Origin of the sequence: Nocardia sp. NPDC059236 (genome assembly GCF_042754085.1) — a bacterium.
Taxonomy (GTDB): domain Bacteria; phylum Actinomycetota; class Actinomycetes; order Mycobacteriales; family Mycobacteriaceae; genus Nocardia.
In genome coordinates this window covers 157973-182889 of sequence record NZ_JBHZAF010000009.1, presented here as the reverse complement: position 1 = coordinate 182889, position 24917 = coordinate 157973, and the positions used below count along the sequence as shown (strand labels likewise).

The 24917-nt window shown below is 68.7% G+C and carries 24 protein-coding genes; 18 read left to right on the top strand and 6 right to left on the bottom strand.

What is annotated here, in order from left to right; genetic code table 11:
* Nucleotides 1-33 precede the first annotated feature (33 nt).
* The 3 genes from ACFXIV_RS24395 (at nucleotide 34) to ACFXIV_RS24385 (ending at nucleotide 3274) form a co-directional block, all read left to right on the top strand.
* Entirely contained in the window at nucleotides 34-975 is a 942-nt protein-coding gene (locus ACFXIV_RS24395; protein ID WP_379401999.1) for a M48 family metalloprotease, read from the top strand.
* 322 nt (nucleotides 976-1297) lie between these two features.
* Nucleotides 1298-2674 (top strand): DEAD/DEAH box helicase, encoded by a 1377-nt coding sequence (locus tag ACFXIV_RS24390; protein ID WP_379402000.1) that lies wholly within the window; start codon nucleotides 1298-1300, stop codon nucleotides 2672-2674.
* 216 nt (nucleotides 2675-2890) lie between these two features.
* Nucleotides 2891-3274, top strand: coding sequence for a hypothetical protein (locus tag ACFXIV_RS24385; protein ID WP_379402001.1), 384 nt, complete (start codon nucleotides 2891-2893; stop codon nucleotides 3272-3274).
* 8 nt (nucleotides 3275-3282) lie between these two features.
* On the opposite strand, the gene ACFXIV_RS24380 is transcribed toward ACFXIV_RS24385, so the two are convergent.
* The gene (locus tag ACFXIV_RS24380; RefSeq protein WP_379402002.1) at nucleotides 3283-3723 is read right to left on the bottom strand and encodes a nuclear transport factor 2 family protein; all 441 of its coding nucleotides are present in this window, start codon (nucleotides 3721-3723) and stop codon (nucleotides 3283-3285) included.
* Between the two features lie 95 nt (nucleotides 3724-3818).
* On the opposite strand from ACFXIV_RS24380, the gene ACFXIV_RS24375 reads away from it, so the two are divergent.
* The 4 genes from ACFXIV_RS24375 to ACFXIV_RS24360 all read left to right on the top strand — a co-directional run bounded on the left by ACFXIV_RS24375 (nucleotide 3819) and on the right by ACFXIV_RS24360 (nucleotide 8946).
* A complete protein-coding gene (locus ACFXIV_RS24375) occupies nucleotides 3819-5255 on the top strand; it encodes a GuaB1 family IMP dehydrogenase-related protein (protein ID WP_379402003.1) in 1437 nt (478 codons plus the stop codon).
* 337 nt (nucleotides 5256-5592) lie between these two features.
* On the top strand, nucleotides 5593-6969 hold the full coding sequence (locus ACFXIV_RS24370; protein ID WP_379402094.1) for a hemolysin family protein: 1377 nt from the start codon (nucleotides 5593-5595) through the stop codon (nucleotides 6967-6969).
* Nucleotides 6962-8026 carry a hemolysin family protein gene (locus ACFXIV_RS24365; protein ID WP_379402004.1) on the top strand — a complete coding sequence of 355 codons (1065 nt, stop codon included), beginning with the start codon at nucleotides 6962-6964 and terminating at the stop codon, nucleotides 8024-8026. Before ACFXIV_RS24370 ends, ACFXIV_RS24365 begins: the two co-directional genes overlap by 8 nt.
* Nucleotides 8026-8946: a 3-methyladenine DNA glycosylase gene (locus tag ACFXIV_RS24360; protein ID WP_379402096.1), complete on the top strand. Its 921-nt coding sequence runs from the start codon at nucleotides 8026-8028 to the stop codon at nucleotides 8944-8946. Before ACFXIV_RS24365 ends, ACFXIV_RS24360 begins: the two co-directional genes overlap by 1 nt.
* A gap of 271 nt (nucleotides 8947-9217) precedes the next feature.
* Here ACFXIV_RS24360 and ACFXIV_RS24355 read toward each other — a convergent pair whose 3' ends face one another.
* Nucleotides 9218-9856, bottom strand: a complete 639-nt coding sequence (locus ACFXIV_RS24355) for a DUF4232 domain-containing protein (protein WP_379402005.1) — start codon at nucleotides 9854-9856, stop codon at nucleotides 9218-9220.
* 268 nt (nucleotides 9857-10124) lie between these two features.
* On the opposite strand from ACFXIV_RS24355, the gene ACFXIV_RS24350 reads away from it, so the two are divergent.
* The 5 genes from ACFXIV_RS24350 to ACFXIV_RS24330 all read left to right on the top strand — a co-directional run bounded on the left by ACFXIV_RS24350 (nucleotide 10125) and on the right by ACFXIV_RS24330 (nucleotide 15005).
* The gene (locus ACFXIV_RS24350; protein WP_379402006.1) at nucleotides 10125-11702 is read left to right on the top strand and encodes an LVIVD repeat-containing protein; all 1578 of its coding nucleotides are present in this window, start codon (nucleotides 10125-10127) and stop codon (nucleotides 11700-11702) included.
* A 74-nt stretch (nucleotides 11703-11776) separates the two neighbouring features.
* Complete coding sequence (locus ACFXIV_RS24345; protein ID WP_379402097.1) at nucleotides 11777-12361, top strand: DUF305 domain-containing protein; 585 nt, start codon at nucleotides 11777-11779, stop codon at nucleotides 12359-12361.
* Nucleotides 12362-12492: 131 nt separating this feature from the next.
* Entirely contained in the window at nucleotides 12493-13491 is a 999-nt protein-coding gene (locus ACFXIV_RS24340; RefSeq protein ID WP_379402007.1) for an adenylate/guanylate cyclase domain-containing protein, read from the top strand.
* A 186-nt stretch (nucleotides 13492-13677) separates the two neighbouring features.
* Nucleotides 13678-14400 carry a PaaI family thioesterase gene (locus tag ACFXIV_RS24335; RefSeq protein ID WP_379402008.1) on the top strand — a complete coding sequence of 241 codons (723 nt, stop codon included), beginning with the start codon at nucleotides 13678-13680 and terminating at the stop codon, nucleotides 14398-14400.
* Between the two features lie 101 nt (nucleotides 14401-14501).
* Nucleotides 14502-15005, top strand: coding sequence for a DUF4231 domain-containing protein (locus ACFXIV_RS24330; RefSeq protein WP_379402009.1), 504 nt, complete (start codon nucleotides 14502-14504; stop codon nucleotides 15003-15005).
* A gap of 67 nt (nucleotides 15006-15072) precedes the next feature.
* Here ACFXIV_RS24330 and ACFXIV_RS24325 read toward each other — a convergent pair whose 3' ends face one another.
* From ACFXIV_RS24325 to ACFXIV_RS24315, 3 genes are read right to left on the bottom strand one after another with little or no spacing between them, the layout of a single operon-like run.
* Nucleotides 15073-16362, bottom strand: coding sequence for an acyl-CoA dehydrogenase family protein (locus ACFXIV_RS24325; protein WP_379402010.1), 1290 nt, complete (start codon nucleotides 16360-16362; stop codon nucleotides 15073-15075).
* A gap of 2 nt (nucleotides 16363-16364) precedes the next feature.
* Complete coding sequence (locus tag ACFXIV_RS24320; protein ID WP_379402011.1) at nucleotides 16365-17006, bottom strand: TetR/AcrR family transcriptional regulator; 642 nt, start codon at nucleotides 17004-17006, stop codon at nucleotides 16365-16367.
* Nucleotides 17003-17749: an SDR family NAD(P)-dependent oxidoreductase gene (locus tag ACFXIV_RS24315; RefSeq protein ID WP_379402012.1), complete on the bottom strand. Its 747-nt coding sequence runs from the start codon at nucleotides 17747-17749 to the stop codon at nucleotides 17003-17005. Before ACFXIV_RS24315 ends, ACFXIV_RS24320 begins: the two co-directional genes overlap by 4 nt.
* Nucleotides 17750-17932: 183 nt before the next feature.
* Here ACFXIV_RS24315 and ACFXIV_RS24310 point away from each other — a divergent pair, with 183 nt between their 5' ends.
* The 3 genes from ACFXIV_RS24310 to ACFXIV_RS24300 all read left to right on the top strand — a co-directional run bounded on the left by ACFXIV_RS24310 (nucleotide 17933) and on the right by ACFXIV_RS24300 (nucleotide 21499).
* Complete coding sequence (locus ACFXIV_RS24310) at nucleotides 17933-20116, top strand: malate synthase G (RefSeq protein WP_379402013.1); 2184 nt, start codon at nucleotides 17933-17935, stop codon at nucleotides 20114-20116.
* A gap of 103 nt (nucleotides 20117-20219) precedes the next feature.
* On the top strand, nucleotides 20220-20807 hold the full coding sequence (locus tag ACFXIV_RS24305) for a Uma2 family endonuclease (protein ID WP_379402014.1): 588 nt from the start codon (nucleotides 20220-20222) through the stop codon (nucleotides 20805-20807).
* A gap of 116 nt (nucleotides 20808-20923) precedes the next feature.
* Nucleotides 20924-21499 (top strand): TetR/AcrR family transcriptional regulator, encoded by a 576-nt coding sequence (locus tag ACFXIV_RS24300; protein ID WP_379402015.1) that lies wholly within the window; start codon nucleotides 20924-20926, stop codon nucleotides 21497-21499.
* Here ACFXIV_RS24300 and ACFXIV_RS24295 read toward each other — a convergent pair.
* Nucleotides 21490-22461, bottom strand: coding sequence for a helix-turn-helix transcriptional regulator (locus ACFXIV_RS24295; protein ID WP_379402016.1), 972 nt, complete (start codon nucleotides 22459-22461; stop codon nucleotides 21490-21492). The two genes, ACFXIV_RS24300 and ACFXIV_RS24295, sit on opposite strands and share 10 nt — an antisense overlap.
* Before the next feature lie 109 nt (nucleotides 22462-22570).
* Between ACFXIV_RS24295 and ACFXIV_RS24290 the strand changes: the two genes are divergently transcribed.
* The 3 genes from ACFXIV_RS24290 (at nucleotide 22571) to merB (ending at nucleotide 24912) form a co-directional block, all read left to right on the top strand.
* Nucleotides 22571-23410: an alpha/beta fold hydrolase gene (locus tag ACFXIV_RS24290; RefSeq protein ID WP_379402017.1), complete on the top strand. Its 840-nt coding sequence runs from the start codon at nucleotides 22571-22573 to the stop codon at nucleotides 23408-23410.
* Nucleotides 23411-23509: 99 nt separating this feature from the next.
* Nucleotides 23510-23914, top strand: coding sequence for a MerR family transcriptional regulator (locus tag ACFXIV_RS24285; RefSeq protein ID WP_379402018.1), 405 nt, complete (start codon nucleotides 23510-23512; stop codon nucleotides 23912-23914).
* Nucleotides 23911-24912: an organomercurial lyase gene (gene merB / locus ACFXIV_RS24280; RefSeq protein WP_379402019.1), complete on the top strand. Its 1002-nt coding sequence runs from the start codon at nucleotides 23911-23913 to the stop codon at nucleotides 24910-24912. The genes ACFXIV_RS24285 and merB overlap by 4 nt, the downstream gene beginning before the upstream one ends.
* Nucleotides 24913-24917 lie beyond the last annotated feature (5 nt).

The window sequence follows — 24917 nt, the reverse complement described above, 5'->3', positions numbered from 1 at the left end:
GGCCCGAGCCCCACAACGCAGTGAGCTGAGGACATGGACTGGACAGCGCCGGTTTTCGCCGGTCTCGCCCTGTTATTGGCGGGACCGGTGCCAACGCTGCTCAGCCGTGCCACCTGGCCCTATCGCAGCCCCCGTGCGGCGCTGGTGCTGTGGCAGGCGATCGCGCTGGCCGCGGTGCTGAGCGCCTTCGGTTCCGGACTCGCCATCGCCTCCCGGCTCCTCGTCCCGGGCGGCGACGGCCGTCCGACCACCACCCCCAGCAAGGAGATCGACGCCCTCGGTCTGCCGCTGTGGCTGGCCCTGGTCCTGGTGTTCGCGCTCACCCTGCTCGTCGGAGCGCGGCTGATCTGGTCGGTGATCCGGGTCGGCATCCACACCCGCCGTCGCCGCGCCCGCCACCGCATGCTGGTCGACCTGCTGGACCAGTCCGGTGTGCATCGGAAATCGGCCGATATCCGGGTACTGGCCGCCCCCGAGCCGATCGCCTACTGCCTGCCCGGCCTGCGCCGGCGGGTAGTCCTCAGCCAGGGCACCGTCACCAACCTGTCCGACGAGGAACTCACCGCCATCGTCAGCCACGAGCGCTCCCACCTGCGCGCCCGCCACGATCTGGTGCTCGAGGCCTTCACCGCCGCGCACGAGGCGTTCCCCCGCGTGGTCCGTTCCAAATCCGCGCTGGACTCGGTGAAGCTGCTCATCGAACTGCTCGCCGACGACTCCGCGGTCAAGGTCACCGGTCCCACTCCCCTGGCGCGCGCCCTGGTGGCCTGCTCCAATTCCCCGGCCCCGCAGGGCGCCATGGCCGTCGGCGGCCCCACCACCCTGATCCGCATCCAGCGCCTGGCCGGTCCGATCGGCGATCTCCGCATCGCCGTCGCTGCCTACCTCGCCGCCGCCGCGATCCTGGTCGTCCCGACCCTCGCCGTCGCGATCCCCTGGCTGGTCGAGCTCAGCCGCCTGGTCAGCCGTGCCTGATCCCCACCACCTATCTGCTCCCGAATCCGACTCGGGCGCGGCGCAATCCGCCATGCCCGCCGCCGATTCCGGCCCGGGCGAGAGCCTTTCGCCACCGCCCGCGAGCAGTGGCAACCCGACTTCGACTTCGACACCCACTTCAGCCCTGGAGGAAACCATCGCCACCGACTCGTCACCCGCAGCCGAGGCTTCGCCGACCGACCGAGCGGCCGAAGCCCGACGCCGGACCGACGCCAGTGAGAGCGGGCGGGACCAGCGCAACCCGGCTGAGACCACGAGCTCGGTGAACGACCATGCGGGCGCCGGTTCAGGAGGCGGCGAGGTGCGGTTCACGGATCTGGGACTCCCACCGGTACTGGTGCAGGCGCTGCGCCGAGGCGGGATCGATAAGCCGTTTCCCATTCAGGCGGCAGTGATTCCGGACATTCTGGACGGACGGGATGTGCTGGGCCGGGCGGCGACGGGGTCGGGGAAGACGCTCGCGTTCGGGCTGCCGATGCTGGCGCGGCTGTTCGGTGCGCCGAGTGCGCCGCGGCGGCCGCGCGGGCTGATTCTGGCCCCGACGCGGGAGCTGGCGATTCAGATCGAGAGCGCGTTGGACGAGCCCGCGCTGTCACTGGGGTTGCGGCTGGCCACGGCGGTCGGCGGGTTGCCGATCAAGAAGCAGGAGGAGCGGCTGGCGCGCGGGGTGGACGTCGTCATCGCGACGCCGGGGCGGTTGACCGATCTGCTCGGGCGGAAAGCGGTGCAGCTGGGCGACATTCGGGTCGTCACGGTCGACGAGGCCGACCACATGGCCGAGCTGGGCTTCCTGCCGCAGCTGACGGCGCTGCTCAACAAGGTGCCGGACGAGGCACAGCAGCTGCTGTTCTCGGCGACCCTCGACGAGACGGTCGACGGACTCGTGCGGAAGTACCTGCGGGAACCGGCGACCCATGCGATCGGCACCGTTCCGGCCGCAGCATCGCCGGGGCCGGTGGATGCCGTTGTGGCAGAGGAGGATTCGGGCAGCGAGCTCCGAAACGTCGCGGCCGGACCCGATATCGCGCACTACGCCCTGCATGTCCGGCGGTCCGACAAGCGGGCGGTGGTCAGCGAGATCGCCGCGCGACAGGGCCGGACGCTGCTGTTCGTGCGCACCCAGCACGGTGCCGACAAGCTGGCGCGCAAGCTGCGCGAGATCGGGATCGGCGCGGTAGCGCTGCACGGCGGGAAGGCGCAGAACCAGCGCAATCGCATGCTCGCGGCGTTCGCGGGCGGAACCGCACCCGTACTGGTCGCCACCGATGTGGCCGCCCGCGGGCTGCACATCGACGATGTCTCGCTGGTCGTGCACGTGGATCCGCCCGCGGATCCCAAGGATTATCTGCACCGGACCGGGCGGACCGCGCGGGCGGGTGCGTCGGGCACGGTCGTCACCATCGTCACCCCGGACGATCGGGAGGAGGCCACGCGACTGGCGGAGCGGGCCTCGGTGACGCTCACCGACGTGGAGGTGCGGCCGGGCGATCGACGGCTGCTCGAGATCACGGGCGCGCGCCGGCCGAGCGGCCGTCCGGTGCCGGATCCCTCGGCGCCGCCGGCGCCCGCAGCGGAGGCTCCGCGCGAGCAGCCGCGGTTCCGGCAACGGCCGAAGGGCGAGAGCCGGCCGCACAACAAGAAGCGCAAGCCGGGCGCGGCCCGACGTTCGTCCCGCTGACGCCAACACGCTTGGACGTTCCTACGACACGCGCGCGAAATCGAGCGGGTTTTCCGGCAAATCGGACGAGATTGAGATAACTCCGAGCCCAAAAGTGGCCGTAGCAATCCTTCAGCAAACGGAACTTTGGTGGCTCGGCGCGGGGGAGCGGACAGCCTCCGCGTCATTCCCTGGAGGGAATCGCGAACTCGCGGCCGGGCGGTGAGCATTTGGGCCATGAGCGAACGAAAGAACCTGCGCTACACCGTCATCGAAGCCACGAACGAGGGTGGTTCGACGTTCACCGACGCCGAAATCCCCTTGGCTGAGCGAACTCTGGCGATCGGAGTGCCCGCCATGGCCGTCGGCGGCATGCCCTCGACCGCGGGTGTGTCCTATCTGCGCAGCGCGGGCTTCGACAGTGAGCCGCATCCGGCCCCGGCCCGGCAGTGGGTGATCATGCTGCGCGGCGTGATCGAGGTGACCACCTCCGACGGTGAGCGCCGGCGGTTCGCACCGGGTGATCTGGTGCTGGCCGCCGACACCGAGGGACGCGGTCACACGACCGTCGCGGTGGGCGAACCGCCCTTCGAGGGGCTGTTCATCCCCACCGCGTCCTGAGCTACCGCTCAGAGCAGGTCGGCATTGCCGTCGATGGTCTTCAGCCTGTATTCGAAACGGTCGATGCGCCAGCCCTTTTCGGTCCGCTGCAGGCCGAGGACATAGCTGCCGACGAACCAGCGGGTGGTGCCGCCGGTGGCGTCGTTCTTCACGTGCACGGCGATGGCGTCGGCGTGGGCCAGCGCGGTGTCGCCGGTGATCTCGACGAGGTGATTGCCGGCCTGGTGGTGGACGGCGTCGAGGGCGCCCAGGCCGGCGGCCCAGGCATCGGCGATGTCGGCGCCGGGCTGCGGGCCGACGGGTCCGCCGAAGCCGTTGTCGAAGAACACCTCCTCCGCGAGCACCGACTCGCGCAGGTCGGCCCAGCGGGCCTGGTCGCAGTAGACGAAGAGTTTGGTGATGGTGTCGCTGACATCCAGTCGATCGGCGAGCGCCGCAAGATCGGTCACGGACGCCAACATAGGAGACCCCGCCTTCACCCGCCTGGCATTTTCCCCGCCCGATCGCACCGCGAACTCTCAGCATTCAGCTACCATGGTCCAACGTGCAGTTTCTTCCCGGGCAGACTCCGCCCTACGACCTGACCTACGACGACGTCTTTCTCGTCCCCCGCCGGACGGATGTGGCGTCCCGGTTCGATGTCGATCTCTCCACCACCGATGGGAGCGGCACGACCATTCCGCTCGTGGTCGCCAACATGACAGCCGTCGCCGGCCGCCGCATGGCCGAGACCGTCGCCCGCCGGGGCGGCATCGTGGTACTGCCGCAGGATCTTCCGATCCCCGCGGCCGCCGCCACCATCGCCTTCGTCAAGAGCCGCTCGCTCACCGCCGACACCCCCGTGGTGCTCGATCCCGACCAGTCGGTGTCCGATGCGCTGGCCCTGATCCACAAGCGCGCCCACGGCGCGGTCGTGGTGGTCGAGAACGGCAAGCCGGTCGGTGTGGTCACCGAGGCGGCCTGTGCCGACGTGGACCGCTTCGCCCGCCTGAGCGTGGTCGCCGACGCCAATTTCGTCAGCGCCCCGGCCGACTCCTCGCCGCGCGACATCTTCGATCTGCTCGAGGCCAAACACGCCCACCTGGCCGTGCTGGTCCATGCCGACGGCACCCTCGCGGGTGTGATGACCCGGACCGGCGCCATCCGCACCGGCATCTACACCCCGGCCACCGACGCCAGGGGCCGGCTGCGCATCGCGGCCGCCGTCGGCATCAACGGCGACATCCCGGCCAAGGCCAAGGCCCTGGTCGACGCGGGCGCCGACGTCCTGGTCATGGACACCGCGCACGGCCACCAGCAGAGAATGCTGGAGGCGCTGGCCTCGGTGGCCGCGCTGGATCTGGGCGTGCCGCTGGTCGCGGGCAATGTGGTCTCCGCCGACGGCACCCGCGATCTGATCGCGGCCGGCGCGGACATCATCAAGGTCGGTGTGGGCCCCGGCGCCATGTGCACCACCCGCATGATGACCGGCGTGGGCCGCCCGCAGTTCTCGGCCGTGGCCGAATGTGCCGCGGCCGCCAAGGAATTCGGCAAGCACGTGTGGGCCGACGGCGGCGTGCGCCACCCGCGCGACGTGGCCCTGGCCCTCGCGGCCGGCGCGGCCAACGTGATGGTCGGCTCCTGGTTCGCGGGCACCTACGAGTCACCCGGCGACCTGCGCGTCGACCGCGACGGCAACCGGTACAAGGAGTCCTTCGGCATGGCCTCCAAGCGTGCCGTGGCCGCCCGCACCGCCACCGACTCGGCGTTCGACCGGGCCCGCAAGGCGCTGTTCGAGGAGGGCATCTCCTCCTCGCGCATGCGCCTGGATCCCGAGCGCCCGGGCGTGGAGGACCTGCTCGACCACATCACCTCCGGCGTGCGCAGCTCCTGCACCTACGCCGGCGCCCGCACCATCGGCGAGTTCCACGAGCGCGCCGTGCTGGGCGTGCAGTCGGCCGCCGGTTTCGCCGAGGGCCGGCCGCTGCCCTCCGGTTGGTGATCACCACCGGTTAGTACTGCACATCCCGAGCCCGGCGGGTCCCTCTCGGATCCGCCGGGTTTCGCGTGTGCGGGGCCCGGCCCTGCGGCGATGCGGGGCCGCCGCCGGATGTGATACGGCACCGCTGTGCGGAAACCCTGGAAGCCGCCCGGTAGCATGGCCTGACCGACCCAAGAAATGGGTATCGGTGGCGTATCTCCGCCAGCAACCCCTGCGAAAGGAACAAGTTGTCACCCGCGTCCAAGGGCGCTTCACAGGAGGGCTCCTCTACCGAGCCGGGTGACGAACCCGGCTTCCCCGCAATACCGGCTTCGGAAACGGCCAGGTGGTGCTGACCGTGTCGGTCCTGCTCACCGTTCTCAGTCTGCTCGGATTCATCGCTCTGACCGCCGGCACGGCACTGTTCGTCGCCGCCGAATTCTCGCTCACCGCCCTGGAACGCTCCACCGTGGAGGCGCACGCCCGCGATGGCGACCGCCGGGCCCGGCAGGTGCGGCAGGCGCATCGCACACTCTCGTTCCAGTTGTCGGGCGCCCAGCTGGGCATCACCATCACCACGCTGATCACCGGTTATATCGCCGAGCCCGTGTTGGCACGGCTGCTGGAGCCGATGTTCCGCTCGTTCGGGGTGAGCGCCGGTACCGCACCGGGCATTTCGCTGGCGCTGGCACTGCTCATCGCGACCTCGCTGTCCATGATCTACGGCGAGCTGGTGCCCAAGAACATCGCCATCGCCAACCCGCTGTCCATGGCACGGCTGACCGCCGGGCCGATGATCGCGTTCTCCACCGTGTTCAAGTGGATGATCAATTTCCTGAACGGTGCCGCCAACTGGGCGGTGCGCCGGCTGGGCGTGGAGCCCGCGGAGGAACTCCGTTCGGCGCGCTCGCCGCAGGAACTGGGTTCGCTGGTGCGGACTTCCGCACTGCACGGGGTGCTGGATCAGCGCACCGCGCAGGTGGTGGATCGCTCGCTGCAGTTCGGTGAGCGCACCGCGGAGGAGCTGATGACGCCGCGGATGACGATCGAATCCCTCGATCAGGATTGCACTCTCGCCGATCTGGTCGACGCCGCCCGCGAGACCGGTTACTCCCGGTTCCCGGTCATCGACGGCGACCTGGACAACACCCTGGGCTTCGTGCACGTGAAGCAGACCTTCGTGCATCCGGCCAGGGATCGCCGCAGCATCAAACTGAAGACGATCGCCCAGCCGGTGCCGATCGTGCCCGCCAGCCTCGATGGTGACGAGGTGCTCGACCGGGTGCGCCGGGACGGCATGCAGGTGGCGCTGGTGGTCGACGAGTACGGCGGCACCGCCGGCATCGTCACCATGGAGGACCTGATCGAGGAGATCCTCGGCGACGTGCGCGACGAGCACGACGAGGAGGAGCTCGATGTGCGCCGCACCCCGAACGGCTGGAACTGCTCGGGCCTGCTGCGCATCGACGAGGTCTCCCGCACCACCGGTTACGACGCGCCCGAGGGCGAGTACGAGACCATCGGCGGCCTGGTGCTGACCCGGCTGGGCCGGATCCCCGAGACCGGCGACGAGGTGCTGCTGCCGCAGCCCGGCAACCACCAGCTGGAGCAGCCGCACACCAAGGGCGGCTGGATCGCCCGGGTGGAGCGGATGGACGGCCGGCGCATCGACCGCGTCCTGATCCGGCCCGTCGACGCCGAGGCCCTCGCGACCTGGGAGCACAGCCATGGGTGACCTGTACGCCGTCCTGCTCACGCTGGTGCTGCTGCTGGGCAACGCGTTCTTCGTGGGTGCGGAGTTCGCGCTCATCTCCGCGCGCCGCGACCGGCTGGAAGCGCTTGCGGCGCAGGGCAAGCGGAGCGCCAACACGGTCATCGAGGCGGGTCAGAACCTGTCGATGATGCTGGCGGCCGCGCAGCTGGGCATCACCATCTGCTCGATCCTGCTGGGTCGCGTGGGTGAGCCGGCGGTGGCGCATCTGCTGGAGAAGCCGTTCGATCTGGTGGGCGTGCCGGATTCGCTGCTGCATCCGATCTCGTTCGCGCTGGCGCTGACCATCGTGGTGATCCTGCACATTCTGCTGGGCGAGATGATTCCGAAGAACATCGCGCTCGCGGGGCCGGAACGGTCGGCGCTGCTGCTGGTTCCGCTGCATCTGATGTGGCTGCGGCTGGCGAAGCCATTGATCGCGATCTACAACTTCGCGGCCAATATCACCCTGCGCGCCCTGCGGATCGAGCCGAAGGACGAGCTGGATTCCACGGTGTCGTCGGTGGAGCTGGCCGAGATGTTCGGCGAGTCGCGTTCGGAGGGTCTGCTGGACGAGGAGGAGCATCGCCGCCTCACCCAGGCGCTGGGCTCGAGCGACCGGATCGTCGCCGACGTGATGGTGACGCTGGCCAAGACCCGCTCGGTGCCGCTGCGCGGGGACGGGACGACGCTGGGCGATATCGAATCCGCCGTCGCCGAAACGGGATTCTCCCGGTACCCGGTGCGTGCGGACGACGGTTCCCTGGTCGGCTACCTGCACGTCAAGGACGTGCTCGATCTGACCGCCGACGACAGTGCGGGCCCGGGCACCCCCATCCCCCGCACCGATATCCGCCCGCTGCCCACCGTCAGCATGGGCACCACCCTGTTCGAGGCGCTGGCCCGCCTGCGCCGCACCAACTCCCATCTGGGCCGCGTGGTCGACAGCCGCGGCAATACGGTCGGCATCGTGGCCCTGGAAGATCTGGTGGAGGAGTTCGTCGGCACGGTCCGCGACGCCACCCACCGCCTCGCCGAATGATGAACGCGCGCACCGATTCCACCGTGTCGTCCGGACCAGAATGGCTGTCCGGCCCCGCCTGGCGGGGCCGGGCGGCCGCCCACCGCGACCGCGTCGACGCCCTGGTCGGCCCGTATCTCGAACGCCGGGCAGCCGGTTCGAAGCATCCGGTGATCGATTTCCTGTTCACCTACTACGGCCACAAGCCCGCCCAGCTCAGACGCTGGCACCCCGGCTTCGGCGTCGTCCTCGCCGACGCCGCCGACTACGCGGGTTCCCGCGGCTACCACCAGGTCTCGGCCCCTCCCGCCGACGGTATCCCGTCGCCCGACTGGACCGCCGACCCGGCCTTCCTCGAAAAGCGCCGCGACACCCTCGAATTCGTCGCCCGCCTCCTCTCGGCCACCGCCACCCGCCCCGCCCAGCTCTCCTGCTTCGGCCTCCACGAGTGGGCCATGGTCTACCGCACCGACGACGTCCGCCACCAGCAGGTCCCCCTCCGCCTGGGCCCCGAAGGCACCGACGCCGTAGTCGACTCCATGCAGCTGCGCTGCACCCACTTCGACGCCTTCCGCTTCTTCACCCCCGAAGCGGCCCCCCGCAACGCCGAACCCCTCACCCGCGACCTGCAAATAGACCGCGAACAACCCGGCTGCCTCCACGCCAACATGGACGTCTACAAGTGGGGCTTCAAACTCACCCCCCTGATCTCCTCCGACCTCCTCTTCCAGGCCTTCGAATTGGCCTGCGCCGCCCGCGAACTCGACATGAAGGCCAGCCCCTACGACCTCCTCTCCTACGGCTACACCCCCATCCGCATCGAAACCCCCACCGGCCGAGCCGAATACGTCCGCGCCCAAGCCGACATCGCCACCCGCGCAGAAGTCCTCCGCACCCGCCTGCTCGACGCCTGCCGAGACTTGCTGGCCACCAGTACCTAGCCGCCTCGGCGAGCAAGGCTGGACATGCCCGGTTCCGCTGTTCGACTGTTGAGGTCAGCAGTAGAGATGCGGACCCCCGAAACGCTTCATCGAGGCCGAAGTTCCCGATGGCGTCAGCAGTTGCGTATCAACCACTTTCGGGTGCGAAGTGCGGGAATCCCGGGCCGACTCGACGCTGCTCGCATCTGGGCCTTCGTCCACGGAATCCGGCAGTTCGGCAACTGTTGAGGACGTCCCAGCGACCGCCACTCGGTGACCAGGCTGGATCTCTCTACTCGGTGACGGGGTGGATCTTGAGGGTGCAGGTGTAGACGGCGGCGTCGATTACGCGGGTGTCGGTTGAGTTGGGGGCGGTTACTTCGGTTTTGACGACTTTAGGGTCGGGTTTGTTGTAGGGGCCGCAGGAGGTGCCCTCGGCGATGGCGTGGGCGGGGTGGCCGGATTTGACCACCACGGTGGGTGCGGTGTCGGTGCCGGCGGGGAGGCCGCCGATGTAGCCGTTGGGGGTGCGTTCGGCGTGGATGACGGTACCTGTGTCGATGATTTCGTCCAGGCCGGGGTAGCCGGTGAGGGTGCAGGCCTGGGACGGGTTGGCGATGGCGAAGGTGAGGGTTATGCCGTTGTGGCTCATGGCGGCGCCCATGCTCTGCGCGGTGACGTCGACCTGGCCGGAGGCGCAGGCGGGGATGGGGGTGTCGGTGGGTTGCGCGGCCGTGGAGGCGGGAGTGCCGGTGGCCGGGCCGCCGCCCTGGTTGCCGCCGCCCTGGTTGCCGCCGGACGGGGTGCCGCCCGTGGTGAGCGCCGAGGTGGTCGGCGCGGCGGAGGGGGTGGAGGACGGGGAGCTCGAGCAGCCGGTGGCGGCTGCCAGCACGGTGCACGCCAGTAGTGCTGTGAATCCTGTTGTGCGCATGAGTCGCCTATCCTCTTCGATCATCGGATGTTTCCCAAATCGACGGGCCGACCGGGTCTGTTACGCACTGCAGCAAGGGATTTGGCCTGGCCCCCAGGACGATCGGCCAGACTGACCGATGGTGTCACAGACACTTATTTGTGACTCGCCCTACCGGACAGTCAGTTTATGCGTTAGCGTTCCGAGACGTAATGGTGACCACATTGCATAGCTGTCTGTGCCACCGGTCACGATACGGACGTTTCGGAAGAAGACGGGGGTAACCGCAATGATGCGGTTCACGGGCGTGCGCCGGTCCAAGCCGGCGGCGGTGCTGGCGGTGACGCTGCTGGGGGCGGCCCTGCTGCCGATGCAGGGCGCGACGGCGGATCTGCAATCCGATATCGCGAATCAGGTGCAGCAGTTCCTGGATGTCGGACGGACCTCGGTGCCGCGGGCGGACTGCGGGGACGACGCGCTGCCGGAAACCGGTCTGCAGGGCGATGTTCCGGCCGAGGATCGCAACAGCGGGCGCAGCACGCTGGGGTATCGCTGCAATCTGTCGTTCGTCGGCGGCTATGTGGGCAGGGGCGCGGGGATCACCTCGGCGACCTACGACCACTGCTCCTACACCGGGTCGATGTTCCCGGGCAATGTTCTCGGGCCCGCGCAGGGTGTGCAGGTGCTGGATGTATCGGATCCGGCGAACCCGGTGGTGACCGGAAGCCTCACCGAGCCCGCCATGCTCGCCGGCACGTGGGAATCGCTCAAGGTCAATGCCGAGCGAAAGCTGCTGGTGGGCACCGGCGTTCCGATCGGCGAGGGCGCCGGGTTCCTGTCGGTCTACGACATCTCCGACTGCGCCCACCCGCGGCTGCTCAATACCGGTGCGGGCACGAATCTGCTGATGCCGCTGCCGATCACGACCCACGAGGGCGGGTTCTCCCCGGACGGCCGGACCTACTGGGCCTCGGGCATCGCGCCCGGTTTCGTCAGCGCGGTCGACCTGACCGACCCGGCGAATCCGCACGTGATCTGGCAGGGCCTCACCGGCATCGAGGCGCACGGCTTCGGGATCAGCCCGGACGGCAATCGCATGTACCTGTCCGCACTGGCCGGTTTCACCGTGCTGGACATCAGCGCGGTGCAGCGCCGGGATCCGAACCCGCAGGTCAACCATCTGGGACGGGTGTTCTGGACCGATGGCTGGGCGACCCAGCACAGCATTCCGGTCACCTACGACGGCAAGCCGTACCTGTTCACCGTGGACGAGGGCGGCGCGGGCGGGGTGAAACTCATCGATATCTCCGACGAGACCAACCCGACGGTCGCGGCCAAGATCAAGCTGGAGATCAACCTGCCCGAGCATCAGGATTCGATGCTGGCCTCGGCCATGGGCGGCTCGGTGTTCTCCTACGACGCCCACTACTGTGCCGCCGATCGGCCGGAGAATCCGACCGCGCTGGCGTGCGGCTGGGAGGAATCCGGCATCCGGGTGTTCGATGTGCGGGATCCGTTCCACGCCAAGGAGATCGCGTACTTCAATCCGCCCGCCCGCAAGGGCCGGAACCTGGAGCTGTGGAACTCCCCACACGCCCTGGCCTCGCTCATCGGCGTCCCGGTGATGGAGTTCCCGTCGGCGGCGCGGGCGGTGCTGGAGGGCAAGTTCGATCCGAACAAGGCGCTCTCGTCGCGGTCCGGCATGGTCGCCTTCGGTGACCTGTCCACCGACTGGTGCTTCTCCCCGCCGGAGTGGCACGGCAACCAGTTGTGGGCCACCTGCAATGACAACGGCTTCATGGTGTTGCAGCTCGCCGACGACGTGTACACCCCGCCCGCCGACCAGCAGTCCGTGGTGGGATCGTGACGGCTCGCCAGTGCGCTCGGGTCCGGCGGCCGGTGGCGATCACAGTGCTCGCCCTCGCCCTGTTGGCGGCCGGGATGCTGCTGCGCCCACTGCTGATTCCCGAGAGCCGTTCCGCGCCACCGGTGCTCAGCCGGGTCGACATCGGTTTCAGCCAGGACATGACCGCCCATCATGAGCAGGCGCTGATCATGGTGCAGCGCTTGGATTCCGGGGTGGATCCCACGGTGCGCCGGCTGGCCCAGCAGATCGCCGATGCCCAGCGCATGGAGATCGGCACCATGCTCGGCTGGCTGCGCCTGGCCAACGCCTCGCCGGACTCCACCCATCCGATGGCGTGGATGACGGCGGATGCGGCTGCCGCGCACGACCATTCGATGCCGACCATGACCAGTACGAACGGCACGTCCATGCCCGGTATGGCCACCCAGGCCGAACTCGACTCGCTGGCCGCCGCCCGCGGCAAGGCCGCCGAGGTCCTGTTCCTGCAGCTCATGCTGCGCCACCACCGCGGCGGCGTGGCCATGGCGCAGGCGGCCGATCGGCTGCTCGCGTCGGGCCCGGTGAAGGAGGCCGCGCGGGGCATGATCACGGCCCAGTCGCAGGAATCGGGGCTGATGACGATCATGCTCGCGCAGCGCGACGCCCAGCCCCTGTCCTGAGGTGCGGAAGCGAGGTGTTGCCTGTCGCCCACGGCCGCAACGGTTTTGGAGTCTTCATCGCTCGACTGGCGGAATCGGACGCTGTCGCGGGACGCCCCTGTCTCCGTCACCCGATGTGCTGTACTGGCGGCATGATCGAATCTGGTGGCCTGACCGAGGCGGTCGACGCGGTGGTCGAACGGTCGTTGCTCGGCGGCCCGCGCCGGTACACCCGCGCGCAGGTGGCCGAGCTGTCCGGTGTGCCCGCCGACCGGGCCCGCAAGCTCTGGGTGGCGCTGGGCTTTCCGGCCGCGGCCAGCGACGACGAGGTGGCGTTCACCGACAACGATGTCGCCGCGATTCGCGCCTTCACCAGCCTGGACCAGGCCTCGATCGCGAACGAGCAGAATCAGATCGCCGCCGCCCGCACGCTGGGTCAGGCGATGGCACGGCTCGCCGAGTGGCAGGCGGATCTGATCACCCGCGAGATCGGCGGCCGGATCGCGGCCGGTGCCGGGCGGCCCGAGGCGGGCCGGGAGACCACCGAACAGGCCATCGCGGTCCTCGCCGAATTGCAGGACTACGCCTGGCAACGGCACATGGCCGCGGCGCTCACCCGCTCGCTCGCCTCGGGCGGAGCCACCCGCCACCTGCTGGTCGGCTTCGCCGACATGGTCGGCTACACCCGCCTGTCCCGCCACCTCGACCCCGACGAGCTGACCGAACTGCTGGAGACCTTCGAGTCCACGACCACCGAGGTGATCACCGCGCACGGCGGCTGGGTGATCAAGAATGTCGGTGACGAGGTGATGTTCGCCGCCGAGGACGCCCGCGCCGGCGCCCGCATCGGGCTGGACCTCAATGCGGCGATCACCCGTGCGGCCCAGACGATTCCGGAGATGCCCCAGATCCGGGTGGGCCTGGCCTACGGACCGGTCCTGACCCGCTTCGGCGACCTCTACGGCACGGTCGTCAATGTGGCCGCCCGGCTCACCGGTGTGGCCCGCCCCGGCACGGTCCTGGTCGACGACGGCGCGGCGGCCGAACTCGACGGCGACGATGAGCTGACGATCCGCCGTCTGCGCAGCGTGCGGGTCAAGGGCTTCTCCCGCTTGCGTTCCCACCTGGTCCGCGAGCGCAAGCGCCGCTAACCCGGCCGCTCCGCCGCAGCCGGCCGGCCCCGGTGATCCCCGCCCGAACCTCGGCTGTTCCGGCCGATGCCCGGCCTCGTCATCGCTCTCACCGAGAGTGGGAAATTTCACCGGCTGCGCCCCGGCCTGCCGTGGGTATGGTCAAGAGATGATCGGCCGACCGGCCGGGAGAGGTTGACTGTCAGCATGACTCGGGCCGAGGCGCTCACCATTCCGACGCATATCCACGGTTATCCGGAGATCGCGTTCGGCGGCTACCTCGCGGGCCTGCTGGCCGCCCAGGCCGGCACCGACACGGTGCGCGTCGACTTCCGGCGCGCCGTCACGGTCGGCACCCCGATCCTGCTCTCGCGTCCCGGCGACGGCCGCGTCGCCTTCACCGCCACCGACGACACCCTGCTGGTCGAGGCCGCGCCCGCGGCGCTCACCCTCGATCCGCGGCCCGCGCCCTCCTGGGCAGCGGCGAAATCCGCTGTCGAACTGGGGTTGTCGGGCGACCGGACGGTCACCGACTGCTACGGCTGCGGGCTGGCCTGCGAGCCGGGCCGCGGGCTGCTGCTGTTCCCGTCGGAGCTGCCCGGCGAGCAGATGATGGCCGCCGCCTGGACCCCCGACGCCGGGCTGGCCGACGAGTCCGGGGAGCTCCCGCCCGAGGTGGTCTGGTCGGCGCTCGACTGCCCGGGCGGCCGTGCCGCGTTCGTCTTCTCGCGAATGGGCAGCGGCGCGTTCACCGCCGCCATGACCTCACAACAGCTGCGGCCGATGTACGCCGGGGCCGACTACATTTCGCACGCCTGGGTGGTGGCGCGCGACGACCGCAAACATACGGTCGGCGTGGCGCTCTCGACCGCCGACGGCGAACTGTGCGCCCTGTCCGAAGCGCTCTGGATCGAACCGCGCCAGGGCTGAGCCGACGCGCCGGGCGCGCCGCGCCGCCGATGCCGTTGGCCGCGAGCCGGACTCGCCGCAACCGCTGAGCGCGGCAACGGTTCGCGTGCCACACTGACCGGGTGGCAGGATCTTCGTCGCCCCAGGCCCAAACCGACGCCATGGCAGCGGTCATCGACTGGAATGTCGTCGGCCCCGCGTTCCACGATTTCTGGACCAGCACCTACGCCCGCGAGGTCACCGACACCGGCCGCCTCACCGGCCGATTCCGCAGCTGGGGGCAGATTCTCCGCTTCATCGCGATTGTCGCCAGCGCTGTGGTGACGGGCCTTGCCGGATTCGAGGGCTCGCTCATCCGCGCTGCCACCGCCTTCGCAGGCGGGGTGGCCGTGGTGGCCACCGGCAGCGCCGCCATCTTCCACGCCGACCAGCGGGTGGCGGCCAACCGGCGCACCCAGCAGTTGCTGCTCTCCGAAGGCTGGCGCTTCGTCGCCGGCGCGGGCGATTACACCGGTGGCCCCACCGCCGCGAACGCCACCAAGTTCCTGCTCAGTGTCGAGCAGATCCTCTCCACCTACGTGGACGACTACGTCAAGACCATCGACGAACCCGCGCCGGCACCCTGATCGCCGAACAGTCCGCGGACAAGAGTCACCGGATCACCCTTGTCCGTGGGCTATTGGATCAGGCGGGTCAGAGGTTTCCGACGGCGTGTTCGAGCCGGTCGGCCACCAGCTGACGCGCCTGTTCACGCAGGGCGGGCCGGAAACCGCTGGGGTAGACCGGATCTGCGGGCGCGTAGGTCTTCAGGACCTCCTTCGCCAGGGTGATCTTGTGCACCTCGGTCGGCCCGTCGGCGATGGCCATCACCTGGGCGTAGTTCATCATGTCGAGGAACGGCAGATCGGTGCTGACGCCGATGGCACCGTGCAGATGCATGGCACGCTGGGCGATGTCGTGCATGACCTTGGGCATGGCCACCTTGATCGCGGCGATGTCGTGGCGGACCTTGCGGTAGTCCTGTTCCTTGTCGATGCGCCACGCGGTGCGCAGCACCAGCAGCCGGAACTGCTCCATCTCGATCCAGGATTCGGCGATCTTCTCCTGGGTCAGCTGTTTGCCGCCGAGCACGCCCTTGCCCATCGGCCGCGACACCGCCCGCTCGCACATCATGTCGAAGGCCTTGCGCACCAGCGCGACCGTGCGCATGGCGTGGTGGACGCGGCCGCCGCCGAGGCGGGTCTGGGCCACGACGAAGCCGAGGCCCTCCGCACCCAGCAGTGCGTCCGCCGGAATGCGCACGTCGGTGAAACGCAGGTGGGCCTCGTGCTCGCTGAAACCGGGGACGGTGAAGTTCCGCACGATCTCGAGACCGGGGGCGTCAGCGGGCACGATGAACATCGACAGCCGCTGATGCGGCGGCGCGTCCGGATCGGTCACCGCCATGACGATGTGGAAGGCGGCGAACTCGGCGGCGGAATTGAACCACTTCTCGCCGTTGATGACCCACTCTTCGCCCTCGCGCACCGCGCGGGTCCGGAAGGCCGTCGGGTCCGAACCGCCGGTGGGCTCGGTCATGACGTAGCACGAGCCGATCTCGCCATCGAGCAGCGGCTGCAGGTATTTCGCCTTCTGCTCGGGCGTGCCGAAGTGGGCCAGGATCTCGGCGTTGCCGGAATCCGGTGCCTGACAGCCGAAGACGAGCGGGGCCCACAGGGACGTGCCCAGCATCTCGTTGAGCAGCGCCAGCTTCAGCTGCCCGTAGCCCGGGCCGCCCAGCTCGGGTCCCAGGTGGCAGGCCCACAGCTGCTGCTGTTTCACCTTCTCCTGCAACGGTTTCATGAGCGCCCGGATCTCCGGGTTCCGACGGTCGTAGGGGTTGGGGTAGAGCAGGTCCAGAGGTTCCACCTCGGTCCTGACGAACTCCGCGACCCAGTCCAGTTTCTTCTGGTATTCCGGATCCGTCTCGAAATCCCAAGCCATGATCAGCCTTTCGTGCTCTTGCGCGGTTGGATGAGTCCGTCCAGGACGGTGGTGCAGAGAATGTCGGCGATCTCGTCGGGGGTGTGCTGCCCGCCGGGCCGGTACCAGAAGGTCACCGAATTGAGCATGCCCAGCACGCCGTTGGTGACCACGTGGTCGTCGGTGCGCAGCACGCCCGCGGCCCGGCCGGCGTCGATGACCTGCTGCCACAGCGCTTGCAGGCGGTCGCGCAGCTCCTGCAGCTCCCGCGCCCGTTCGCCGGTCAGCGCGGTGACGTCGCGCAGCTGGATGGCCACGGCCCGGCGATTGTCGATGATCAGCCGGACGTGGCTGTGGATCAGCTTGCGCAGCTTCGTGATCGGATAGTCGGGGCCGTCCGCGATCTGCTCGGCCTCGGCCAGCATGAGCCGGGTGTAGTCGGCGAGGATCTGCCACAACAGCTCCTCCTTGGATCCGATGTGGTAATACAGCGCCCCGCGCTGCACATCGGCCCGTTCCCCGATCTCGGCGACGCCGGTGCCGTGGAAACCCTGCTCCGCGAACAGTTCCAGCGCCGCGCGCACGATCCGCTCCCGGGTCTCCCCCGGTCCGCTCGCCGACGCGGGCGGGCGGCCGCGGCGGCGGGCCGGGACGGCGGCGGTCATCGGAATCCACCGTCCAGGGCCAGGGTCGCGCCGGTGCAGTAGGCGGAGGCGTCGGAGGCGAGGAACAGCACCGCCCCCGCGATGTCGGCGGGCGCCCCGATCCGGCCGAGGGCGGTGTGCCGGGCCAGTTCGGCGCGCATCTGCCGCGGCCACGCCTTCGCGATATCGGTGTCGAAGGGGCCGCAGCGGATCGTGTTCACCCGCACCGACGGCCCGTAGGTGTGCGCCAACCCCACGGTCAGGGCCTCGAGACCGGCCTTCGCGGCGGCGTAGGGCACCGCCAGCGGTTCGGGATGCGCGGCCTCGATCGAAGATATATTCACGATCGATCCGCCGCCCGCCGCGGCCATACGCGCGCTGATGAGCGCCGAGAGCCGGAAGGGCCCCTTCAGATTGGTGGCGATCACCTTGTCGAACATGGCCTCGGAAACCTGGTCCAAGCTGGGATAGAGCAGGGACATCCCGGCATTGTTGACCAGTACGTCGACCGTCCCGAACTCGGCGTAGGCGGCCTCGGCGAGCGTCTCGCACTGCTCCCAGTCGCCCACATTGCAGGCCACCGCCAGCGCCCGCTGCCCGGTCTGCGCGCGCACGTCGGAGGCTAGTTCCTCACACGCCCCGAGCTTGCGGCTGGCGATGATGACATCGGATCCGGCCGCCGAGAGCGCCAGCACCATCTCGCGCCCGAGCCCGCGACTGCCGCCGGTTACCACAGAGACCTTGCCGGACAAGGGTTTTCCCATGAATCGCACCTTCGCTCCGAGCGGCCGGAAAATGTTCCAACCAGTACATTAAATGTACCGATCGATACAATCAACCCCGATCGTTCGAGGCCCCAACCCCGAGGCCGTGAAATACCGCCCGGTAACCGCGAGTAATATGACGCCCGTACTTTTTCCACCCGGCTTCTCGAAATGAGGCAGTAGATGACAGAGCGGATTCAGGTCGGCGGGCTGCAGGTTGCCAAGGTGCTCCACGATTTCGTGGAGAACGAGGCTCTTCCCGGCACCGGTGTTGATTCCGCCGCGTTCTGGTCGGGTGCCGAGGCCGTCATCAATGACCTCGCTCCCCGCAACCGCGCACTGCTGGCGGAACGCGACGACATCCAAGCCAAGATCGACGAGTGGCACCGCGCGAACCCGGGCGCAGGCTACGACAAGGCTGCCTACAAGCAGTTCCTCACCGAGATCGGCTATCTCCGTCCCGAACCGGCCGACTTCCAGATCGGTACCGAGAACGTGGACGCCGAAATCGCCACCCAGGCGGGACCGCAGCTGGTCGTGCCGGTGATGAACGCCCGCTTCGCCATCAATGCCGCGAACGCGCGCTGGGGCTCGCTGTACGACGCCCTGTACGGCACCGACGCCATCTCCGAGGCCAATGGCGCGGAGAAGGGTTCGGGCTACAACAAGGTCCGCGGTGACAAGGTCATCGAGTGGGCCCGCAACTTCCTCGACGACGCCGTGCCGCTGATCACCGGCTCGCACGTCGGCTCCACCAAGTACTCGATCGAGGACGGCGAGCTCGTGGTCGGCCTCGAGGACGGCACCGAGATCGGCCTGGCCGACAACGACGCGCTGGTGGGTTACCTGGGCGACCCGGCCAACCCGACCTCGGTGCTGCTGAAGCACAACGGCCTGCACATCGAGATCCAGATCGACCCGGCCTCCCCGATCGGATCCACCGACACCGCGGGCGTCAAGGACGTGGTGCTGGAGTCCGCGGTCACCACGATCATGGACTTCGAGGACTCGGTCGCCGCCGTGGACGCCGAGGACAAGGTCCTCTGCTACCACAACTGGCTGGGCCTGATGAAGGGCGATCTGGCCGAGCAGGTGTCGAAGGTCGGCAAGACCTTCACCCGCACCATGAACCCGGACCGCGTGTACACCGCCCTCGACGGCAGCGAGCTTGTGCTGCACGGCCGTTCGCTGCTGTTCGTGCGCAACGTGGGTCACCTGATGACCTCCGACGCGATCATCGACGCGGCCGGCAACGAGGTGCCCGAGGGCATCATGGACGGCCTGATCACCGTCCTGATCGCCAAGCACGCCCTCAATAGCGAGACCCGGCTGAAGAACACCCGCACCGGCTCGATCTACATCGTGAAGCCGAAGATGCACGGCCCGGACGAGGTGGCCTTCACCAACGAGCTGTTCGGCCGCATCGAAGAGGTCGTGGGCCTGCCGGTCAACACCCTCAAGGTCGGCATCATGGACGAGGAGCGCCGCACCACGGTGAACCTGAAGGCGTCCATCTTCGCCGCCAAGGACCGCGTGGTCTTCATCAACACCGGCTTCCTGGACCGCACCGGCGACGAGATCCACACCTCCATGGAGGCCGGGCCGATGGTCCGCAAGGCCGAGATGAAGGCCCAGCAGTGGATCAAGTCCTACGAGGACTGGAACGTCGACACCGGCCTGGCCACCGGCCTGCCCGGCAAGGCGCAGATCGGTAAGGGCATGTGGGCCATGCCCGATCTGATGGCCGAGATGCTGGTCCAGAAGATCGGCCACCCGAAGTCCGGCGCCAACACCGCCTGGGTGCCCTCGCCCACCGCCGCCACCCTGCACGCCACCCACTACCACCTGGTGGACGTGTTCAAGCGGCAGGCCGAGATCGCCAAGGGCGGCCCGCGCGCCACCGTCGACGAGATCCTCGAGATCCCGCTCGCCCCGAACACCGACTGGTCCGCCGAGGAGATCCAGCAGGAGCTGGACAACAACTCGCAGGGCATCCTCGGCTACGTGGTGCGCTGGATCGACCAGGGCGTCGGCTGCTCGAAGGTGCCCGACATCAAGGACATCGGCCTCATGGAGGACCGCGCCACGCTGCGCATCTCCAGCCAGCTGATGGCCAACTGGCTGCGCCACGGCATCGTGACCGAGGCGGATGTCATCGCCTCCCTCGAGCGCATGGCCCCCGTCGTCGACCGCCAGAACGCCGGCGACTCGTCGTACTTCCCCATGGCCCCGGACTTCAACGCCTCCATCGCCTTCCAGGCCGCGAAGGAACTGGTTCTCGAGGGCACCAAGCAGCCCAACGGCTACACCGAGCCCATCCTGCACCGCCGCCGCCGCGAGGCCAAGGCCTTCAACAAGTCCGTCTAGGACACATCCGCTCCACCTCACGAACCGAATCCCCGGTCGACAACTGTCGATCGGGGATTCGCCTTAGACTGGCGGAAGTTCCCTGACGAAAGGACAGGAGCCGGTGAGTGCCGCCATCGAGGACGGGTACGGCTACGGGCCGTACACGGTCGAAGATCTGCACGGCCTGCCCGATGAGGGCAAGGCACACGAACTCGTCGATGGCTGGCTGATCGAATTGTCGCCAAGTTTTCGCCACGACCACCTCGCAAAGCTCTTGACTCGCATCCTGGAACGTGCGGCCGAGGACTTCGGAGCTGACGTTTATGTCCAAGCCCCGATGGATATTTCCACGCCGTCAGGCGCGCGGAAGCCCGATGTCGCCATCGTGAGCGCGGCTGCTGCGCGTACCGCCTACGATCTCGGACTTTCCCTGGTCCCCGGCGGTGACGTCCAGGTGGCGATCGAGATCGTGTCACGCGGTTCGGGCAGCGAACGAGAAGACCGCGGCCGCAAGGTGATCGAATACGCTCGGACCGGAATCGCTCAGTACTGGCTCGTCGATTTCGACCCACGTCCACGCATCCAGATCCGACGCCTCGACGGCTCCTCCTACGGAGAACCGATCATTCTCGAGGAAGCGGACGTCCTCGAGGTCTCCGACCCGTTCCCGATCTCCTTCCCGCTCTCCCGCTTGACCGACTTTTCCTGACGTCTCCGCGACTGGACGGCCGAAGCACCCCGATGGAAACAGCGAGCCGCCGGACCGATTTCGACTGCCCCTATGGATGCTAGGTTTTGGCTTAGTGGGCGTAGGAAGGAGGGCGGATGTCTCCGCGGGTTGGGTTGACGACGGAGCGGGTGGTCGGGGCGGCGGCTGAACTGGTCGATGAGATCGGGTTCGAGAAGCTCACGCTGTCGGCGCTGGCCAAGCGGGTGGGGGTGAAGGATCCGAGTTTGTATGTGCATGTGCGGGGGTTGCAGGATCTGCGGGTGCGGGTGGCGCTGCTGGCCAGTGAGGAGCTGAACGAGCGGATCGGGGCGGCTGTTCTCGGCCGTTCGGGGAGGGAGGCGTTGGTGGCGTTCGCCGACGCGTATCGGTCCTATGTGCTCGAGTATCCGGAACGCTATGCGGCCACGCAGATTCGGATGGATCCGGCCGAGATGGCGGGTGAGCCGGCGCTGCTGCGCAGTGTCGAGCTGACGGCGGCGTTGCTGCGCGGGTACGGATTAGGGGAATCCGAGGGGCTGGACGCGGCTCGCCTGCTGCGCAGTACTTTTCACGGATTCGCCACGCTCGAGTCGGCCGGCGGCTTCGCCCACTCACGCTCCCCCGACGACTCCTGGCCGCACATTGTCGAAGCGCTGCACCAGACGTTGTCGAACTGGCCGTCCTATACGTAGTGGCGGGCCATGGCGGCGGTTTCGGTGGCGATGCGGTGGCGGAGGTCGTCGGGGGCGAGGACTTCCGCACCGGCGCCGAGGCGGAGCAGGTCGGGGATGGCGCGGTCGGTGGATTCGATGGGAAGGCGGATGTCGCGGTGGCCGGTGGAGGTGGGGTCGGTGGCCGAGTCGCGCGCGGCCTGCGCGGTGGCGGGGTCCAGGAGTTCCGGTAGCCGTTCGAAGGTTTCGGCGGTGAGGCGGATCAGGGCCGAATGGTGGTGGCGGCGTTGGTCGAAGGATTCCAGGTAGGTGCCCCAGTAGGCGGCGAGGTCGAAGTCGGGTGGACGGGATACGGGGTCGGGGAGGACCTCGAGTTCCATGATCCGGGAGATGCGGTAGGTGCGCAGGTCGGTGGCGGTGTGGCCCACGAGGTACCAGTTGCCGGATTTGAGGACCAGGCCGAGCGGCTCGGTGGTGCGGGTGACCAGATGTGGTGTGGCCCAGCGGATGTAGGTGAAGCGCAGGGCGCGTTCGTTCCAGACGGCGTCGGCGACGATGGTGAGGTGGGGCGTCGGCTCGGCTTCGCTGTACCAGCCGGGGGCGTCGAGGTGGAAGCGTTCGGCGCCGCGGCCCGCCCGGTCGCGGAGTTCCGGGGGCAGGGCGGACATGACCTTGAGGTTGGCGGCGGTGACGATCGCACCGAGTCCGAGATCGGCTGCGGCGCTGGGGAGTCCGGCGAAGAACAGGGATCCGGCCTCGTCGGTGGTCAGCAGCTCGAGTTTCGCGCGGAAGCCGTCCAGGAGACGGTAGCCGCCGTCGTGGCCCGGATCGCCGTAGACGGGGATGCCGGCGGCGGAGAGGGATTCCATGTCGCGGTAGACGGTGCGGATCGAGACTTCCAGCTGGCCGGCGATCTCCTGGGCGGTGACCCGGTCGCGTGTCTGCAACAGCAACAGGATCGACATGAGACGGCTGGCGCGCATATCGAAAATTTTGCCCGAATCCACTGACACTAGATGTCAGTGAACCCGACATACTGTCCTCCTCGTTCCGAACGGACCCCGTCCGACCATCGAATGAGGAGACACCGCAATGCCTTTCGTCGAAACCCGCACCGGCACCTCGCTGTTCTACCGCGATTGGGGCACCGGCCGCCCGGTGCTGTTCCTGGCGGCGGCCGGGATGGACAGCACCGAACCGCGCGGCGTGATGGCCGATCTGGCCGGACGCGGCTTCCGCACCATCGCCCTGGACCGCCGCGGCCACGGCCGCTCCGACGATCCGGGGCACGGCTACGACTACGACACCCTCGCCGATGATGTCGCCGACCTGATCGACCACCTGGACCTGCGTGATCTCCTGCTGGTCGGCCATTCCATGGGCGGCGGCGAGATCGTCCGCTATCTGACCCGTCACGGCAGCGCCCGGGTGGATCGCATCGCGCTGGTGGCGGCCGCGCTGCCGTTCCTGCTGGGCACCGACGACAACCCGGACGGCGCACCGCGCGCGGCCGCCGATGCCCTCCGTGATTCCTGGCACCACCATCAGGACCGCTGGCTCACCGACAATGCCGACCCCTACATCGGCGCCGGCCTGCCCGGCTGCGAGGTCTCCGCGATCGCCCGCGACCGCGTCCTGCAATCCATTGCGGGGACATCGATCTGGGCGACCATCGAATGCAACCGCGCGGTGGTCGAAACGGACTTCCGCGCCGAGATGCGCACCATCACCGTCCCGACATTGATCATCCACGGCGACTCCGACGCCTCGATCTCACTCGATTTCGGCGGCCGCCGCCAAGCCGCCCTCGTCCCGGACAGCGAGCTCGTCATCTACGAAAACGCCCCTCACGGCCTCTACCTGACCCACCCGGAACGCCTGACCCGCGACCTCCTCGCCTTCGCGAAGTCCCCGGTTCCCGCCTCGGCGTAGCGAATTCGGTCCAGCCCGGCTGCCGCCCACTCCGCGCGGATCCGGCAGCCGCGGCTCGCCCTTGACTCTGTACCCGGGTACAGGGTCGAGAATGGCGGTATGCGCAGCAGTGAGGTGGCCGCCCGCGCGGGCGTGAACGTGCAGACCCTGCGGTATTACGAGCGGCGAGGTCTGCTGGCGGAGCCGCCGCGTTCGGCGGGCGGGTATCGCGCGTATCCCGCGGACGCGGTGGCGACGGTCCGATTCGTCAAGCGGGCGCAGGATCACGGGTTCAGCCTGGGCGAGGTCGAGGTGCTGCTGCAGCTCGCCGCGGGCGGCCCCGAGGACTGTGACACGGCGCGGGAGCTGGCCGAGTCGAGGATGGCCCTGCTCGCCGAGCGCATCGCCGACCTGCAACGCATGCGGCGATCGCTGGCCGAGCTGGTGGCGACCTGCGACCGCCCGCGCGAGGACCGCTGCTGCTCATTGCTGGAGACCTTGCACGAGAAGGGAGATCGGTCGTGAAGCTCGAGATTCTGCAGGTTCCGGACTGCCCGAATGTGGCGGTGCTGGAGGATCGCATCCGGCAGGCGGCGGCGGGCCATCCGATGGTCTTCGAGATCACTCACCGCGTCGTCGACGACCCGGACGAAGCGGCCGCGGCGGGCATGACCGGCTCGCCCACGCTGCTGGTCGACGGGGTCGACCCGTTCGCTGTGCCCGGCCAGGTCCCGAGCGTCTCGTGCCGCCTGTACCGCTCCGAGTCCGGCGGTATGGACGGCGCCCCGTCGGTCGGCGCTCTCCGCGCGGCTCTGTGGCTCGAGCCGATCGATACGCCGGAGGACTCCCGGGCTGTCGGCGACTGCTGCGCCCCCTCGGACACCGTGGGCTCCCCCGCGTCCGGACTCACGACGTGGCGAAGTGCCGCGCAACCGGCGGACCCCGCCGAAAAGGCCATCCACCAGGCTGTTCTGCGCAGTTTCGCCGCCACGGGCCGAGCACCGAGTGCAGCGGAACTGACCCGCATCGCCGCGCGATTCGACGTCTCCGCCGCATCGGTCCTGGCTCGCCTGCATGAAGCGGACGTGATCCGTCTCGATGCCACCGGCGCTATCGCCTCGGCGTATCCGTTCTCGACGTCGCCGACCCCGCACCGCGTTCGAATCACCGATGGCGCAACGGTTTACGCAATGTGCGCCGTCGACGCACTCGGCATGCCCGCGATGCTCGGCACCGATGCCGTCATCACTTCGACGGACCCGACGACCGCCGACCCCATCGAAATAACCATCCACGCAGGCGAACTCATCGCCCACCCGCCCACCGCGGTCGTCTTCCTCGGCGCCCGAGCAGGCGAGGGCCCCTCCGCCGACTCCTGCTGCAACGACCTCAACTTCTTCACCGACCGCGACACCGCCGAACACTGGTCCGACGCCCATCCCCACCTCGACGGCACCGTCCTCGATCTGCCTGCCGCTCACCGACTCGGCAACGACATCTTCGGCACCCAGCTGCAGCCTTGATTCAC